Raw genomic sequence first — 16,604 nt, forward strand, 5'->3', positions numbered from 1 at the left:
GCTGGCTTGATTACCTTTGATGTGTGAAAAACATCTTTATAGGTTTACTGTTCGCTATGTTGTGGGCCTCAGCATCTGTAGCTACAAAATTTGGCATTTTATCTGCGCCTCCATTGGTCCTGGCAAATATTCGTTTTTTCCTTGCGGGGCTTGTATTACTCTCATTTGGATATGTATTTAATAAATCCTATAAATTACCTAATGCCGAAGAATGGAAGCATCTTGCAGTATTTGGACTTTTAAATACCACCGTTTATCTGGGCTTGTATGTATGTGCGATGAAATATACCGCTGCAGGTATAGGCAGTTTAGCAACATCAACAAACCCACTATTAATCGTACTATTATCTTCCTGGCTAATTGGTCGTAAACCTTCGAAAGAAGAAATATTTAGTATTATAATAGGCATGGCAGGTATCGGAATTGCAACCTATCCACTGTTAAAAGATAGCAGTACAACGCTAATGGGAATCAGCTTATTGATGTTAAGTATGGTCTGTGTATCTTTTGCCAGTGTATACTATGCAAGAGTAAAATGGAAGCTTCCCAACATTTTGATCAATGGATGGCAAGTGGCGCTAGGGGGAATATTTCTACTCCCGTTTACCTTTTTCTTTAGTGATTTCTCATCGATAAAAATGGACAACAGGTTTATATTTTCTGCTTTATGGCTTAGCCTTGCAGTCTCCGTAATAGGGCTTATATGTTGGTTCTACTTATTAAAAATAGATACGGTTAAAGCTTCACTATGGCTGTTTCTCTGTCCACTTTTCGGCTTCTTTTATGCCTGGTGGTTAATGGATGAGCCCATTACCCTGTATACAGTTGCAGGTACTTTGCTTGTTGTTTTCGGATTGTATCTTGGCCAGAGAAAAAAATTAAGCAGAAGTATTAATAAGCAGTAAGCAGATTATACCTCACCAAACAATAGAACATATTTTACACCCCTTACACAATAAAATATGTTAAAATATGTTAAATAGGTATAACTGACTTAGTCATGAAAGCAATAAAACTATTTTTCTTTTCGGGTTCCTTGCTTAGGCGGTTCAGCCTAACTAAAATCTACTACTGGTTTAACAAGTAATATTTTGAATAGACAAAATGCTTGTTAAGCAGTATTTATTACTTTTACCTCATTGATGTTATTATAAACACCACATGTCGCAGGGATTCTCCTGTATAGGTAAAGTGTTATAAAATCTGTTGACTAACTTTATGAATATTTTAAAACTAACCAGGCATATTGTTGCCTTAGGAATTCTTGCGACCGGCTATACAGCTAGTGCTCAATCTCCCGCAAAATTTATCGACCCAACCAACATGGATCTCAGCATAAAACCTGGAGATGATTTTTACACCTACGCCAGCGGCACATGGATTAAAAACAATCCTGTTCCTGCAAAAGAGACCCGTTGGGGCAGTTTCAATGCATTAAGGGATTTCAACATCAATGCCGTAAAAGGACTTGTAGAAGATGCGACTGCTGATAAAACAGCTCCCGTGGGATCAGTAAAAAAACGTGTGGGTGATTTCTTTGCTGCTGCAATGGACAGTATTGCAATTGAAAAATTAGATTATAGCCCAATTAAAGCTGATCTGGAAAAAGTTAAACAACTTAAAACTGTTCAAGATATTTTGGACCAAACAGTATATATGCGTGTGAGCGGACTTGCTTCCCCTATGTTTGGATTTGGTGTTGGCCAGGACAGAAAAAACGTAACAAAATACCTTCCGCAACTTGGACAAGGTGGCACTACGCTTCCCGATCGTGATTACTATTTGAAGGATGACAGCAGGAGTGTAAAGATCCGTGAGGCGTATACAACCTACATGACTACCCTTTTTGGTTTAATTGGCTACAAGAACACCGAAGCTCAGAAAAAAGCAGCAACGGTAATGTCAATAGAAAAGAAATTTGCAGATGCACAAATGTCTCGTGTAGAAATGCGCGATCCATATAAAACCTATAATAAGTTTAGCGTTGCAGACTTTAGTAAGACCACTCCATCTGTAGACTGGGCAAAAATGCTGCCTAAACTAAAAGTAAATGGCCAGGATACAATACTTGTTTCTACTCCTAAATTCTTTGTGACTTTTGACGAAATGCTAAAGAGTGTTTCTTTAAAAGATTGGAAAACATACCTGGAATGGAATGTATTAAAAAATGCTGCTCCTAACCTAAGTTCACCTTTTGTAGCTGCAAATTTTGCTTTTAATCAGGTTCAAAGTGGACAAAAAGTTCAAACTCCAAGATGGCAAAGAATGTCGCAATTAACAGATGGCACAATTGGAGAACTGTTAGGGCAACTATACGTGGCCAAATATTTTAAGCCAGATGCAAAGCTACGTATGGCGGAACTTATCAGTAACCTTAGAAAGGCATTTGAGATCAGGATTAAAAACCTTGACTGGATGAGTGCCCCAACAAAGGAAAAAGCACTTGCCAAACTAAATGCATTTGTTCCAAAAATTGGATATCCGGACAAGTGGAAAAACTATGATGGCTTAGCTATAAGCCGCACTTCTTATTTCCAGAACTTAAGAAACGCAGGTGCATGGGGATATAAAGAATCAATAGATCAATTAGGTAAACCTGTAGACCGTACGCGTTTCGGAATGACTCCACCAACAGTTAATGCCTACTATAGCCCAACAATGAACGAGATTGTATTCCCTGCCGGGATTCTTCAGTTCCCGTTCTTTGATCCAAATGCTGATGATGCTGTTAATTATGGTGGTATTGGTGCTGTAATTGGACATGAAATGTCTCACGGATTTGATGATTCTGGCAGCCAGTATGATAAAGATGGTAATCTGCGTAACTGGTGGACTGATGAAGATAAAACTAAATTTGAAGCAAAAACCAAGGCTTTAGGAGAGCAATTTGACGCCTATACTGTATTAGATACCATCCACGTAATAGGAAAACTGACGATGGGCGAAAATATAGGTGACCTTGGTGGCCTAAATGCTGCATATACTGCATTTAAGTTAACTAAACAGGGTCAGTCCAATGAAAAGATTGATGGTTTTACACCAGATCAACGTTTCTTCCTTTCCTGGGCACAGGTTTGGAGAGGTAATATTTTACCTGAAAGTGCGGCGCAGCTGATTAAAACAGATCCCCACTCGCCAGGGCCTTACAGAACCATTGGAGCACCGGTAAATATGGATGCGTGGTACGAGGCATTTGATGTTAAACCGGGCGACAAATTATATAAGAAACCTGAAGACAGAATTAGAATGTGGTAAATATATAATGGCGCTTGCAAAAGCGCCATTAGTTTAGCTTTTTGCTTTATCGTATACCAAATCAGTGAGCTGGTCCAGAGATTTTAGTATTCGATCCATATCATTCGGGTTATTAATATCAATACCACAAAAGGGGTTCCCGCTAGCTTTAGACTGCAATACCATAAAAATTATACCTGCAACCTGCAGTGCCATTATCGCACGAAAGTCAACACCTGATTTTTCGAAATTAGGTAGAAGCAATTTAAAAACCTCTTCACCAAAAGCTTCCCGTTTTAAACCAACCTCCTTCATCAGTTTGCTTTTTTCACTGGTCTCCCAGATAACTATCTTCTGCATTTCCTCCTCAGTGTAAAAAAAACTAAGGTGGGTTTTTAATATTGTCTTAACCATAGGCCGGCCGCCATCAATTTGAGATTCGGCCATAAGTCTTTCCATGTCCCCAGATAAACCAATCCAATAATCTTTTGTCTTTACATAGGTTTCTATCAAATTATTTACATTGTTATCAAAATACCTATAAATCAACTTCTTATTGACCTCCGCTTTTTTGGCAATATTGTTAACACCTAATGCCGTATACCCCTCATTCTTAATAATCTCACCTACCGCAGCAATCAATTTAAGCATAGTTCTTTCCTTATCTCTAATTGCTCCGGCTATACGTTTTCTAGGTTTCTCCATGGGCTAAAAATAAGAAAAAAATGTGTATGTCACCACTTTGCAAAATTCTAACAACTATTTTTGAGAAAGTTTATGTACCTCAATAACCAAATTAACATCTCTCACTATGAATTACATACCGGAACCTTTACCAGACCTAAAAGCCATCAGAATTTCGAACCTGGCTGCAGGAGACATCCTAGTCAATCTGGGCACCTTACTCGAAATCATTGAAAATGAGGACTCTTTCTCGTTAGTTATAGATAGAATGGAACAACGACAGGTTTGGAATTTTAACAAAACTGAAGAATTATTTATCAAATCTTACTAATAAAGAAGAAATCAAAATATTAACTCAACGCTCAACAATTCAAATGACCAGGAAGGAATTTCGGGTCATTTTTATTTTATAGAAGTTCACAATTAATATCGTAAAAGTGCATTTTCACTTTTTTTTAATATTCGCTGTAACCTTTCGCACCATTCCTGCATCTTATAAATAACTAAATAAGAATCACAAAAACCATCCACATATTCGATTAATATGCTTAAAAGCGTATGTGGAAAAAGTATGCCATTATGAAACCTAACAAATACATTCTACTTCTCGCCATATTTGCCTTTACGCTGACTTTTACAGTCGTGAATGCGCAATCAGACAATACAAACGGAGAAATATCCGGTAAGGTGTTAGATGAACAACAAAAAGCATTTCCCTATGCTACCATTAGCTTGTTAAATGCCAAAGATTCAACCACAGTAAAAGGTACGCTCACCTCCGACAATGGGACTTACCAGTTAAAAGAAATTAAACAAGGTAATTATCTTATTGCCATTTATGTAGTTGGCTACAAAAAGGTATTTAAAGGCCCTTATTCTATAAATTCTGACAAAAAAACTCATGACCTCGGCAATGTCCAATTGGCTACCGATTCAAAACAGTTGAAGGGTGTTGAGATTGTTAAACAAAAACCACTGATAGAAAGGCAGATAGACAAAACAGTTATAAATGTAGAGAATAGCGCATTGGCAGCTGGTAATACAGCTCTGGATATTTTACAGAAATCGCCTGGAGTTACTGTCGACAAAGATGGCAAGATTAGCTTAAAAGGTAAACAGGGTGTTACCGTAATGCTTGATGGTAAACCTACCTACTTATCCGCAGAACAATTGGCCAACCTGCTTAGATCTACAGAAGGAAATGCAATCCAATCTATCGAATTAATTACTAATCCTTCAGCAAAATATGACGCTGCCGGTAACTCGGGAATCATCAATATTAAGTTAAAAAAAAACCGGAATTATGGCACTAATGGTTCAATACTTGGAGGCGTTGGCTACGGCAGATATTACAAAGCAAATGGTGGTTTAAACCTAAACCACCGTGAAAAAAAGATTAATATTTTTGGTAATTACGACTATGGCCGCAACAAAGGATTTGGCAGCACAGATATTGCCAGGGTAAACAATACAGCAACCGATCAAACCTATTTTGATCAAACCAATATGAACATACGACGCAGAAACAACAGCAATTATAAAGGCGGGATAGATTATTTCATCAATGATAAAAACACAGTTGGCTTTGCTTTTAATGGATATAATGCAAATGGAAAAAATGCATCAGATGTGCTTACGTTGATCGGCGATCAGCCTTCCAAAACAGACTCCTCAGTTGTCGCTCAAAACCCTAACAGATATAAATACACTGGTATGTCTTACAACCTGAATTATAAAGGGACAATAGACACCCTTGGTCAGGAAATAAGTATAGATGCCGATTACTCTAAACACATTGGCAGACAGGATAACAATTTCAACAATAGATATTTAAACAATGTAGGCCAACCCGCTAAACCCGATTATATTTTTAGAAATGCTACACCATCCACAACAAAAATATGGGCAGGAAAAACAGATTACACCTACCCTATTAACAAAGAGATGAAACTTGAAGTTGGTTTAAAATCAAGTTTTGTAGAAACAGACAACAACTTCATTTTTGAGAATTACGAAAACAACCAGTGGCAAAATGACGTCAAACGCAGCAATCAATTCCTTTACGATGAGAACATTAATGCGGCCTATGCTAACCTGAATAAGAAATTTAAAACTACATCTGTACAATTAGGATTAAGGGCCGAGCAAACCAACTCAAAAGGAAATTCTGTTACAGAACAAAAAGTTGTGAACAGACATTACATTAACCTTTTCCCAAGCATATTCATAAACCAGGAACTATCAAAAGATCATGAAATGGGGGTTTCATACAGCAGAAGAATCGATCGTCCGGATTATGGCTCATTGAATCCGTTTATCTATTACCTCGATTTGTATTCCTACAGGTTTGGTAATCCATTCTTAAAACCTCAGTATACCAATGCTTTTGAACTATCTTATTCTTACAAAAAAACATTAAACGTAACATTTGGGTATAGCCATACTACTGATGTAATGTCTGATGTTCTGTTAACAGATACGGCTAAAAAAACAATTTTCATATCTAATCAAAACCTTGCTACGCAAGATGCGTACAACCTGAACATTAGTTATCCGATACAAATAACCAAGTGGTGGAGCAGCAACAACAATTTCACAGGTTTCTACAACAATTTTAAAACACCGGATCTTTTAGGCCAACCATTTCAAAGTGGAAGAGTTGCATTTAACTTTAATACAACTCAAACCATTACGGTAAATCCATCATTAAATATAGAATGGTCTGGTTTTTATCAATCTAAACAAGTTTACGGAACAATATTAATAGACCCTCAGTATGGTATTGACCTTGGTATAAATAAATCCTTCATGGATAAAAAACTGAGTATCAAACTTGCTGCAAATGACCTGTTTAAAATGCAAAAAAGTGTAATTACAAGTGCCCTGTCTTCACAAAACTATGTAGTTAATGAAAGATGGGAAAGTCAGGTATTTCGCTTAACATGTACATACCGATTTGGAAGTAACGATATTAAAGCCGCCCGTCAGCGTTCAGGCAGTTCCGAGTCAGAAGGCCGCAGGGTTAAATCCGGCAAATAGTCATTAATTATATTTCTCCTGAACCTTTTTACTGAGCTTTCTTAGTACAAAGGTTCGGGATTCTGCAACCCGGCTTTTCAATTCAGGATCTGGCAATACTTCCAAACTATCTAAAGATATCCACTGACGTTTTGCCATATGGTAAGCTTGCTTGATGCCCGGTCTTGCTACCAACATATCAAACTCATCCGGGTCACATTTAATAGACAACTTTCCTTCTTCAAGAGACATAATCACATAGATCTTTTCTTCAATCATAAAACACAGGTGATCCCACTTCATACCTTCAGTAGTTCCCTTTAGGCTCAGACAATAATCTCTAAATGTTTCAATATCCATAGCATGTAATTAAGATCTAAAGTTAAAAACTATTTTATCTAAGTTTGCACCGATGAATAAACTTATCCAAACCGCTGATGGTTCAAACACCCTATACAACGAAAGTATTGGAGAAAACTATCATTCCAAACACGGTGCTTTACAGGAGAGCAAACATGTATTTATTGATGCAGGTTTAAAACATGCAATAGCTAGCTTTCCGGATAAAGAAATATTTATTTTGGAGGTTGGCTTTGGCACAGGACTTAACTTTTTAATGAGCATTTCTCATTGTGCAGAACATCAGATAAGGCTTAAATATACAGGCTTGGAGGCTTTCCCATTAAGGATTGAAGAATTAGAATCAACAGGCTATGCCGCATACGTACCAGATACCATTTGGAACAGTTTGATTGACAATTATGGGAAAGCATTACTGCAGGCAGTAACCATGCTTCCAGATCAGCAGCTTAAAATTGTACAGACATATCTTCACAGGTTCCAAACAGAGCAAAGGTTTGACCTCATTTACTTTGATGCTTTTTCTGTTCAGCATCAACCCGAAATGTGGACAGACGAAATCATTGCGCATACTTGTCAGTTTTTAAAACCAGGAGGTATATTCGTTACTTATGCAATTACCGGAAAACTTAAACGCGCACTCAAATCAGTAGGTTTTACGATAGAAAAGCTACCAGGGGCGCCAGGAAAGCGAGAAATGCTAAGAGCAACTAAAGCAGTTGAATCTAAATAATTATTATAAATTACAAACCACCGACTATATTAGAAACACCATGCTGTTAAATTTGTTAAGTAACTAACAATGCGCTCGCTCAACCTACCTTAACAACAGAAATTACAGCAATGAAAAAAAGAAAACTAGGAAACTCCGATTTGTTTGTTTACCCAATAGCCTTTGGGGGGAACGTATTTGGCTGGACCGCGGATGAAAAGAAATCATTCGAAATACTTGATGGCTTTACCGATGCAGGCTTTAACTTTATAGACACAGCAGATGTATATTCTGCCTGGGTACCTGGGAACACCGGGGGTGAATCTGAGACGATAGTCGGAAACTGGATGTCGCAGAGAAATAACAGAGATAAAATTGTACTTGCTACAAAAGTTGGTGCCCCAATGGGACCCGATAAAAAGGGCTTATCTAAAAAGTATATCTTTCAGGCTGTAGAAGATTCTTTAAAAAGATTAAAAACAGACTATATAGATCTTTATCAATCTCATTACGATGATCTCGACACACCAATCCAGGAAACACTTGAGGCGTATCATCAATTAATAAAAGAAGGCAAAGTCAGGTGGATTGGCGCTTCCAACCTATCACCAGAACGCTTAACTGAATCATTGGAAATATCAAAAAAATTCAATCTGCCTAAATATCAAACCTTACAACCAGAATACAACCTATATCAACGGGAGGGTTACGAAAAAAACTTCGAACAAATTGTACAGGATAATAATTTAGGTACAATTAACTACTACGCTCTGGCAAGCGGCTTCTTAACAGGAAAATACCGTTCAGAAGCAGACCTAAACAAAAGTCAGCGAGGTGGCGCAGTTAAAAACTATTTGAATGAAAGAGGTTTTAAAATTTTAAAGGCTCTTGATGATGTATCAGAACAATATAGCGCAGATCAGGCAAGTATAGCGCTGGCCTGGCTTATTGCCCGTCCATCCATAACTGCACCAATTGCAAGTGTTACCAGCTTAGACCAGCTCGAAGACCTCAAAAAAGCTGCAACTTTAAAATTAAATGTAGAAGATATTGCAATCCTTGACGAAGCCAGTGCATGGGAATAACCTTTAATTCTTTTATAAAAACAAACGCCCTGCTAAATATTTGGCAGGGCGTTTGTTTTTAGTTAATTTTCCTATGTTAAACTTTTCTAACTGGCTTAATAAATCATCTATGAGAAACATCACGCTCCCTTTTTACGCTAAACTTGCTTTGGTGCTATTTGCAATCATCTGTTTAGGGTACCTCGCCATCTTAGGACAAACATTACTTGCGCCGTTACTAACCTCATTCTTGCTGGCATTACTGTTATTGCCTCTTTCTAATTTTCTGGAACAAAAATGGCACTTTAAAAGGAGCCTGGCTTCAATCGTATCTGTGATACTTATGATCGCCTTTATATCAAGCGTAATGTATTTTCTGGCAAACCAACTTACCGATCTTTGGCAAGACTGGCCTGCACTTAAAAAGCAAGGAGAGACTTCTTTTCATGACATCCAGAACTGGATTTCCAATACCTTTAACATCAATACAAAAAAGCAGATAGACTATTTAAGAGATAGCACCAGTGCTGCACTTTCTACCAGTGCCACTGTTTTAGGTGCCACATTGCTTACCCTATCCTCAACCCTGCTTTTTCTATCTTTCCTACTACTTTTTACCTTCTTCATCTTAAACTATCGAAAAGTACTTTTTACCTTTTTAACCGCTGTGTTTGAAGAACAACATGCGGATAAAGTAGGAGAAATTGTAAGACGCATAAAATACATCATCAAAAAATACATCACAGGGTTATTCCTGCAAATGCTCATTGTTACCTTATTAATGATCTTGGTTCTTTGGATATTAAATGTAAAGTATGCGGTTTTACTTGGTCTAATCGCAGGTATTTTCAACATCATTCCTTATATAGGTATCTTCACCGCCCTGCTGATCAGCGCACTGATCACTTTTGCTACCGCAGGTGCAGCCAAAATGCTACTTGTGGTAGTGGCCTTTGCAGGTGTTCATGCGCTCGATGGCAATGTATTAATGCCTTTAGTTGTGGGTTCAAAAGTAAAGATAAATGCACTATTTGCCTTTATAGGCATAGTAGTTGGCGAAATGATATGGGGCATATCAGGTATGTTTTTATGCATTCCATACATGGCAATGCTAAAAATTATATTTGATCGTGTAGATTCTTTAAAGCCATGGGGAGTATTACTTGGTGGAGAAGAAAGGCCACATAAAAAACGCAAGATATATCGAATCACCAAGAATATTAAGCTCGAAGAACAGGAATAGAAATAAATTAATAGCATTGATAAATGCCTGAAAATAGAACGCCACATATCCTTAATACCTCTGCAACCTTGCTGGGTTTGTGCTTTATTGTGTTGACCTCTCTTAAGGTCGCAAAAATGAGCGACAGTACAATCATTGATGAAACAACAGCGCTTGCAATTATATTATTTATGACGGCCTGTATTTTATCATTTCTCTCCATGAAAAGAAGAGGTCCTTCAAACTATCCTTTAGAGAGAGCGGCCGATATTATATTTTTATTAGGCCTTGTTGTTCTTTTTTTAACCACAATGATGGTTACCTTTAACGTCATAAAATAAACACCCAATGCCTAATAATATACCTCCGGTTACTGCAAACGATCCTGCTTCCGCTTTTCAAAGACTCCTTACTGTGTTAGATACATTACGCACACAATGCCCATGGGATAAAAAGCAAACCATGGAAACACTGCGACATTTAACTATCGAGGAAACCTATGAACTATCTGATGCTATCCTTGAAGGGGACTTGGACGAGGTAAAAAAAGAATTGGGAGATGTAATGATGCACCTTGTTTTTTACGCCCGTATTGCTTCAGAAACGAATGACTTTACCATAATTGATGTACTGAATAGTGTGTGCGATAAATTAATTAGTAGACACCCGCACATCTATGGAGATGTTGAGGTGCAAGATGAGCACGATGTAAAACGCAACTGGGAGCAACTAAAACTTAAAGAAGGAAACAAATCTGTTTTATCCGGGGTACCCGCTGGCCTGCCTTCTTTAGTAAAAGCAAGTCGCATTCAGGAAAAAGCAAGAGGTGTTGGCTTTGATTGGGACAACAAAGAACAGGTTTGGGAAAAGGTTGAAGAAGAGTTGCAGGAATTTAAAGATGAGTATAATGTAGTGGATGGTGCCGCAATAGATATAGAAAAAGCAGAAAGTGAATTTGGAGACCTACTGTTCTCCTTAATTAATTACGCTCGTTTCATTAACATCAATCCTGAGAATGCATTAGAAAAAACCAACAAAAAATTCATTAAGCGCTTTCAATATCTTGAAAGCAAAGCTGAAGAAAATGGCAAAGCACTTAATGATATGACATTGGCAGAAATGGATATTTATTGGAATGAAGCCAAGAGCTTAAAGTAACTATTTAATTTGACAAAAAAAGCATATCAATCGTTTGCACTCAACACAACTATTTGATATACAGACGCTTATAGTACAACAAAAAAACAAATAGACTTAACCTTAGTTTAAGCACTTATTTCTTGTTTTAAAATGGGTTAAAACCACTCATTTAACGTTAAAACTTAAAAACGCCCTAATAATCAGGCAATCTAGCTGTTTACAATAAGTGATTAATTTAACGATAAATTAATCACTTATTAAATTTCGATAGTAATTCAGTAAAAAACTGCCAGAACAAACGTTTGCGCAATTTTTCCATTACAATTGAACAGTCCCTAACTGTTTTTAGCTCTACCTTCACTCTTAATACTTTAGATCAGTTTATACGCTCAAAGCATAAATCTGATTGGGAAAAACTAAACTAAACTAAAATGATAATGAAATTTCATAGGGCTCTCCTTATTGACTTTTTTCATTTCTACCCCTGCAGGTATTTCGCTGCGCCATGTTTTTTAACAAAGACACATCCAACATCTGCCCGCTTCATTTTTAAAACTAAAACAACAAACATATAAACCAATAAATATGAAATCTAAATTTCTACTATTTTCACTATTAATCACATTTCTCCTCTCTATAGAGGGTTATGCCCAAACCGGGATTAAAGTAAGCGGAAAAGTTTCGGATGCCAAAGGAGAAGGCATCCCGGGAGTTAGTGTCAAAGTAAAAGGCGGCAAAGTAGGTGCCCTTACCGATGGTTCCGGTAATTATGCCCTCACCGCACCAGATGCACAAAGTATTCTGCAATTCTCTTTTATCGGTTTCGATTCTCAGGAATTTGCTGTTGGATCTAAAACACAAATAAATGTTACGCTAAAAGAATCCCAAAATGACTTGGAACAGGTTGTTGTAGTGGGCTACGGTACATCAAAAAAGAAAGATCTAACCGGTGCAATTAGTTCTATTTCAAAAGAGAGTTTAAACTTAGGGGGTGTTACTTCAAACGTTGCACAAGCCATTCAGGGTCGTGCTTCGGGTGTACAGGTAAGCCAGGCAAGTTCCGCTCCGGGTGGTTCTACCCTTATCCGTATCAGGGGTGGTAACTCCATCAAATCTACAAACGAACCGCTATATGTAGTAGATGGTTTCATTACGGATAATGGTAAAGATATTGCACCAAGTGATATTGAAGACATTCAAATCCTTAAAGATGCCTCGGCAACTGCTATTTATGGTTCAAGGGGAGCAAACGGTGTAGTAATGATTACCACAAAAAGAGGTAAGGCTGGCAAATCTGTAGTAGAATTAGAAAGCTACTATGGAACTCAAAGAATTAAAGAAAAGCCAGAATTGATGAATGCTACCGATTACAAGGCTATTACTAATGCCAAAGCAATAGAACAAGGCAATCCACCTGAGTATACTGCTGCTGATCTTGCAAGTACCACCAATACCGATTGGTTTAGCCTTGCTACAAGAAATGCAAGTGTGCAAAGCCATAACTTAAGTATAACCGGTGGTAATGAAGACACAAGGATTTCCATTTCAGGAAACTACTTCGGCCAAGTGGGAGCCTTAAAGAAAACAGATTTCAACCGTTATTCAGGTCGTTTCAATATAGATCACAAAGTTAGTAAGAGATTTACTACCGGCGCTAATATTTATGCAGCCAGGTCATTCTCAGAGTTTAAAACTTACGATGGGAACATAGTACCTTCTAACGTTCTATACGGTATACTTTTTTCTTCACCGGCTATTGCTCCATACAATGCTGATGGGACTTATGCACGCCGAAACGGAAGAGATAATCCGTTGGCATGGTTACTTGAACCAACAAACGATCGTTACAACAATAAAATGACTGCCAACATTTTTGGTGAACTTCAAATTATCGATGGCCTTAACTTGCGTGTAAATGCAGGTACAGAGTTTTCAGCTACCAAAGAAGGAACTTATTTGCCTACTACACTTGTTTCAGGTGAAAAAGTAAAAGGACAAGCTTCAGTTAACGAAGTAAATGCAACCCGTAACCTGATCGAAACTTATCTTAATTATAAGAAGGTATTTAATGGCATCCATTCGTTTGCTGCTCTTGCTGGTTTTTCATATCAATTTGACCAAAACGAAAGACACTACACGCAGGTACAAAATTTCACCACTGACAAATATCTTTATAACAATCTTTCTGCCGGCGCCGAAAGAATTGGCGCAATCACTAACAAAGAAGAAGAGATCAGGTACTCTTACTTTGGTCGTTTAAACTACGCACTAAAAGACAAGTACCTTGCTACTTTCACTTTACGCCAGGATGCATCTTCAAAATTTCCTACAAAAAACAGAGTGGGTTATTTCCCTTCCGGATCATTGGCATGGAGAGTTAGCGACGAAGAATTTATGAAAAATAATACCGTATTCTCTAACTTAAAAGTTAGAGCGGGTTACGGTGTAACTGGTAATGACAGGATTGCAAACTATATTTACATGAGTACATACGGGCCTACCGGAGTGTCACTTAGCGAAGAAAGTGACCTATATGGTGGCCTAGTAGCTACACGTTTGCCAAATCCAGATTTAAAATGGGAAAGTAACTACCAATTTGATGCTGGTATAGACATGGGCTTTTTAAATGACCGTATCAATGTTACCGCAGATTATTATCACAAAACAACAACAGATCTTTTATTGGATATTCCAGTTCCACAGGAGTTTGGGTTTACAGTTCAAACAGTAAATGCCGGCGAGCTACAGAATCAAGGTGTGGAACTTTCAATAAACACTAGAAATGTTGAGACTGATAATATGACCTGGAATACGACCTTAAACATTGCTTACAACAAACAGAAAGCTACAGACTTATTTGGCAGACCTTACATCATTTCACAAACATCTAATCCAGATGGTAGCGTTCCAGCAGCTGATTTCACAAAACTGGTAGTAGGAAGAGAATTGAGTGAACTGTATGGGTATGTTTATGATGGTGTTATTAAAACCGATGAAGTTTATGCTCCACAGCCACTTTCTAAACCAGGTGATCCTAAATATAAAGATCTAAATGGCGATGGAGCCATTACTGCCGATGACCGTCAGATCTTAGGTAATGCATACCCTCACTATGTATTGGGTTTCAACAACAGTTTCACTTACAAAGGATTTGAATTAGGTGTATTCTTCCAGGGAGCTTTTGGTGCCGATCTTTACAACATGAATCGCTTGCTATTGGAAACTTACACGGGTACGGATGCGTTACAGCGCTGGACTCCTCAAAACAACAATACTGATATTCCAAGAAACGGATACTTTACTTCAAAATATGGTGGTTATATCAACTCCAGATTCGTAGAGAACGCATCATATGTGAAACTAAAAAACCTAACTATCGGTTACAACATCCCTACTTCAAAAATCGGGTTCTTAAAAGGGGTTAGTAAAGCTAAAATCTATTTCACAGCTCAGGACATATTTACGATCACCAATTATTCTGGTCCTGACCCAGAGGTAAGCACTAACGACGCCGGTAACTCAAACTTAAGAGCTGGTCTAGATTTCAATGCCTACCCTGCTTACCGATCGTTTACTCTTGGTCTTAAATTAAATTTCTAACCTATTACAATTGTCAATTATGAAACGTACTATAATTTTATTATCAGCTTGTTTAATAGGTCTTGCTTCATGTAAAAACACTGCAGAGCCTAACGTATATAGCATACTTACAGAAGTTAATGCTTTTCAAACAAAAGCAGATGCAGTAGCTGCTGTAAACGGAGTTTACGCCAGGCTGAAACAGCCAAGTGGAATTAGTGACTCGTACCAATACTATGCAGGCTTCCAAATGGCCATTACAGACTTTACAACAGATATTGGTCACTCTTTTCAGTCTGGAGATATTTCACAACTTTCAGATGCGCAATGGTCTACTAACAACAAATACCTAAATTTTGCTTACCAGCATCAATACAAACTGATTGCTGACGCAAATAACGCCTTAGTTAATATCCCTAAGATCAAAACACTAACTGAGGCAGAAACAAATCAGTATTTTTCAGAGATTAAGTTTCTAAGGGCCCTGGCTTATATTGATTTAACTGATGAATTTGGCCCTGTTATTCTTATAACAGAGGAAGAAATGAAAAATCCTGACTATTCTGCTAAAACAACACCGGCAAGTCTGGAAGCCATCAACACATTCTTAATAAACGACTTAGAAAGTGCAGCGGCAAACCTGCCTGTAAATTACGAAGGAAAAGCAATTTACCCTACAAATGATGTGGGTCGTGTTACTAAAGGTGCAGCCCTTTCTTTACTTACTAAACTGTACATGCGCGAGCATCAGTGGCAAAAAGCTTTAGAAACCATTCAAAAGATAGAAGACTTACACCAATATGAGTTATATCCAACTTATGCAGGGCTTTTTGCAGAAAGCAACAAATGGTGTAAAGAATCTATTTTTAGTGCACTGGCTGATGCCCTTAATGATGGAACAGAGTTAATGAACCACTTTGGGCCTTTAAACAATCCGCTTGTAACAGATCGCTGGCAGTACTATGCTGTAAGCTGGACTTTCTGGAACTCATATGCACCAAACGATGAGCGTCGTGAAATGTTCTTTTATAGCTATAAGGGCACTGACGGTTTACAGTACATGCAAGCACCTGCCGGCCAAACTACCCCGCCAGAAGGCAAATACTACTTACCAGATGTTGCTACTAAAAAATATGCAGATCCAGCAGGCTCTAAAACCTACTATGATGGTCACGGTATTCCAATTCTACGTTATGCAGATATTGTACTATGCAAAGCAGAAGCATTAAACGAAGTAAACGGACCTACGCAGGCAAGTATTGACCTGATTAACTCGGTAAAAGCACGTTCAAAAGCAACCCTGCTTGGCGCCCCGGGCACTTATACCAAAGATAGCCTTCGCGACAAAATTCTACAGGAACGAGGATGGGAATTTTTCTTCGAATGCAAACGCAGAGCAGACTTAATCCGTATGGGCAAATACCAGGAAGTAGTTAACACTTATCTAAAATCAGTTGGCAAACCAGCTTCTATAGATATTGCCAAACACAAATATTTCCCTTATCCTCAAACTCAGGTCGATTTAAATCCGAACCTGAACAATGCAGGAAGACTTTAATAATTAATAAATTTAATCGGGATACAGCAACCT

At 37.8% G+C, this 16,604-nt stretch carries 13 protein-coding genes; 11 read left to right on the forward strand and 2 right to left on the reverse strand.

What is annotated here, in order from left to right:
* Positions 1-23: 23 nt before the first annotated feature.
* Positions 24-905, forward strand: coding sequence for a DMT family transporter (locus tag N824_RS20720; RefSeq protein WP_048907059.1), 882 nt, complete (start codon positions 24-26; stop codon positions 903-905).
* 313 nt (positions 906-1,218) lie between these two features.
* On the forward strand, positions 1,219-3,255 hold the full coding sequence (locus N824_RS20725; RefSeq protein WP_052334240.1) for a M13 family metallopeptidase: 2,037 nt from the start codon (positions 1,219-1,221) through the stop codon (positions 3,253-3,255).
* Between the two features lie 33 nt (positions 3,256-3,288).
* Here N824_RS20725 and N824_RS20730 read toward each other — a convergent pair whose 3' ends face one another.
* Positions 3,289-3,939: a TetR/AcrR family transcriptional regulator gene (locus N824_RS20730; protein WP_048907060.1), complete on the reverse strand. Its 651-nt coding sequence runs from the start codon at positions 3,937-3,939 to the stop codon at positions 3,289-3,291.
* A 106-nt stretch (positions 3,940-4,045) separates the two neighbouring features.
* Here N824_RS20730 and N824_RS20735 point away from each other — a divergent pair, with 106 nt between their 5' ends.
* Complete coding sequence (locus N824_RS20735; RefSeq protein WP_048907061.1) at positions 4,046-4,249, forward strand: hypothetical protein; 204 nt, start codon at positions 4,046-4,048, stop codon at positions 4,247-4,249.
* A gap of 248 nt (positions 4,250-4,497) precedes the next feature.
* Positions 4,498-6,957 (forward strand): outer membrane beta-barrel protein, encoded by a 2,460-nt coding sequence (locus N824_RS20740; protein WP_161662347.1) that lies wholly within the window; start codon positions 4,498-4,500, stop codon positions 6,955-6,957.
* A 3-nt stretch (positions 6,958-6,960) separates the two neighbouring features.
* Here N824_RS20740 and N824_RS20745 read toward each other — a convergent pair whose 3' ends face one another.
* The gene (locus N824_RS20745; RefSeq protein WP_048907063.1) at positions 6,961-7,296 is read right to left on the reverse strand and encodes an MmcQ/YjbR family DNA-binding protein; all 336 of its coding nucleotides are present in this window, start codon (positions 7,294-7,296) and stop codon (positions 6,961-6,963) included.
* Between the two features lie 52 nt (positions 7,297-7,348).
* Between N824_RS20745 and mnmD the strand changes: the two genes are divergently transcribed.
* From mnmD to N824_RS20780, 7 genes are all read left to right on the forward strand, one after another.
* Complete coding sequence (mnmD, locus tag N824_RS20750; RefSeq protein ID WP_048907064.1) at positions 7,349-8,029, forward strand: tRNA (5-methylaminomethyl-2-thiouridine)(34)-methyltransferase MnmD; 681 nt, start codon at positions 7,349-7,351, stop codon at positions 8,027-8,029.
* Between the two features lie 110 nt (positions 8,030-8,139).
* Positions 8,140-9,093, forward strand: coding sequence for an aldo/keto reductase (locus N824_RS20755; protein ID WP_048907065.1), 954 nt, complete (start codon positions 8,140-8,142; stop codon positions 9,091-9,093).
* A gap of 109 nt (positions 9,094-9,202) precedes the next feature.
* A complete protein-coding gene (locus N824_RS20760; protein WP_048907253.1) occupies positions 9,203-10,315 on the forward strand; it encodes an AI-2E family transporter in 1,113 nt (370 codons plus the stop codon).
* A 23-nt stretch (positions 10,316-10,338) separates the two neighbouring features.
* On the forward strand, positions 10,339-10,635 hold the full coding sequence (locus tag N824_RS20765) for a hypothetical protein (protein WP_048907066.1): 297 nt from the start codon (positions 10,339-10,341) through the stop codon (positions 10,633-10,635).
* A gap of 7 nt (positions 10,636-10,642) precedes the next feature.
* Positions 10,643-11,452: a nucleoside triphosphate pyrophosphohydrolase gene (gene mazG, locus N824_RS20770; protein ID WP_048907067.1), complete on the forward strand. Its 810-nt coding sequence runs from the start codon at positions 10,643-10,645 to the stop codon at positions 11,450-11,452.
* Positions 11,453-12,019: 567 nt separating this feature from the next.
* The gene (locus N824_RS20775) at positions 12,020-15,034 is read left to right on the forward strand and encodes a TonB-dependent receptor (RefSeq protein ID WP_048907068.1); all 3,015 of its coding nucleotides are present in this window, start codon (positions 12,020-12,022) and stop codon (positions 15,032-15,034) included.
* 19 nt (positions 15,035-15,053) lie between these two features.
* Complete coding sequence (locus tag N824_RS20780) at positions 15,054-16,571, forward strand: RagB/SusD family nutrient uptake outer membrane protein (RefSeq protein ID WP_048907069.1); 1,518 nt, start codon at positions 15,054-15,056, stop codon at positions 16,569-16,571.
* Positions 16,572-16,604 lie beyond the last annotated feature (33 nt).

It is taken from the genome of Pedobacter sp. V48, assembly GCF_000523515.1.
Lineage (GTDB): Bacteria > Bacteroidota > Bacteroidia > Sphingobacteriales > Sphingobacteriaceae > Pedobacter.

Excerpts from the sequence above, each read along its gene's own strand:
- N824_RS20725 (WP_052334240.1), top strand. The coding sequence starts at position 1,219 with ATGAATATTTTAAAACTAACCAGGCATATTGTTGCCTTAGGAATTCTT.
- N824_RS20730 (WP_048907060.1), bottom strand. The coding sequence starts at position 3,939 with ATGGAGAAACCTAGAAAACGTATAGCCGGAGCAATTAGAGATAAGGAA.
- N824_RS20735 (WP_048907061.1), top strand. The coding sequence starts at position 4,046 with ATGAATTACATACCGGAACCTTTACCAGACCTAAAAGCCATCAGAATT.
- N824_RS20740 (WP_161662347.1), top strand. The coding sequence starts at position 4,498 with ATGAAACCTAACAAATACATTCTACTTCTCGCCATATTTGCCTTTACG.
- N824_RS20745 (WP_048907063.1), bottom strand. The coding sequence starts at position 7,296 with ATGGATATTGAAACATTTAGAGATTATTGTCTGAGCCTAAAGGGAACT.
- mnmD (WP_048907064.1), top strand. The coding sequence starts at position 7,349 with ATGAATAAACTTATCCAAACCGCTGATGGTTCAAACACCCTATACAAC.
- N824_RS20755 (WP_048907065.1), top strand. The coding sequence starts at position 8,140 with ATGAAAAAAAGAAAACTAGGAAACTCCGATTTGTTTGTTTACCCAATA.
- N824_RS20760 (WP_048907253.1), top strand. The coding sequence starts at position 9,203 with ATGAGAAACATCACGCTCCCTTTTTACGCTAAACTTGCTTTGGTGCTA.
- N824_RS20765 (WP_048907066.1), top strand. The coding sequence starts at position 10,339 with ATGCCTGAAAATAGAACGCCACATATCCTTAATACCTCTGCAACCTTG.
- mazG (WP_048907067.1), top strand. The coding sequence starts at position 10,643 with ATGCCTAATAATATACCTCCGGTTACTGCAAACGATCCTGCTTCCGCT.
- N824_RS20775 (WP_048907068.1), top strand. The coding sequence starts at position 12,020 with ATGAAATCTAAATTTCTACTATTTTCACTATTAATCACATTTCTCCTC.
- N824_RS20780 (WP_048907069.1), top strand. The coding sequence starts at position 15,054 with ATGAAACGTACTATAATTTTATTATCAGCTTGTTTAATAGGTCTTGCT.